Origin of the sequence: Streptomyces sp. SID4985 (assembly GCF_009863025.1) — a bacterium.
Lineage (GTDB): Bacteria > Actinomycetota > Actinomycetes > Streptomycetales > Streptomycetaceae > Streptomyces.
The window spans coordinates 1-884 of the sequence record NZ_WWIR01000347.1; the positions used below are offsets into that span (position 1 = coordinate 1).

Consider the following 884-nt stretch of genomic DNA (forward strand, 5'->3'; position numbering starts at 1 on the left):
GTCCGAGTAGATCGTGGTGTTCCACTGGTCGTGCGACCGCATGGTGCCGAGCATCAGCATGCCCGCGGGCGGGACGACGTCCGGCAGCGGCGCGTGGGAGAACTCCGCCTTTCCGGACTCGGTGAGGAAGATCAGCTCGCGGGCGGGCTGCTTGATGCGGAAGCCCAGCGGCAGCCGCACCCGGCGGTTGAAGTCCTCGAAGCCGTCCAGTACCTCGGACATGGTGTCCCGGATGCGGTCGTAGTCCTCGATGTACCACTCCCACGGCGTGGGGCTCGCGGGCAGCGCCGCACGCGCCATGCCGGAGATGATCGCGGGCTCCGACAGCAGATGCTTGGAGGCGGGCCGCTTCATGCCGACCGACAGGTGCACCATGGACATCGAGTCCTCGACGGAGGTGCTCTGGACGCCGTTGCGCTGGTGGTCCTTGTCGGTGCGGGCGAGGCACGGAAGGATCAGCGCCTCCTTGCCGTGGACCACGTGGCTGCGGTTCAGCTTGGTGCTGACCTGGACCGTGAGGTCGCAGTTGCGCAGCGCCTCGTAGCTGAACGGCGAGTCCGGCACGGCGAGGGCGAAGTTGCCGCCCATGCCGATGAAGACCTTGACGTCGCCCCGGTTCATCGCCTGGAGCGTGCCGATGGTGTCGAGGCCGTGGTCGCGCGGCGGGTTGATCTTGCAGACCTCGGCCAGCCGGTCCAGGAACTCCGGCTCCGGACGGTGGTCGATGCCGCAGGTGCGGTTGCCCTGCACGTTGCTGTGCCCGCGCACGGGGGACGGTCCCGCACCCTCACGGCCGAGGTTGCCGCGGAGCAGCAGCAGGTTCACGATCTCGCGGACCGTGTCCACACCGTGCTCGTGCTGGGTGACGCCGAGGCACCAGCTGA

General features: G+C 68.7%; 1 pseudogene. It reads right to left on the bottom strand.

Annotated features, from left to right (window positions below):
- Nucleotides 1-884: pseudogene (locus tag GTW40_RS14525) on the bottom strand (formate dehydrogenase); the annotation flags it as partial.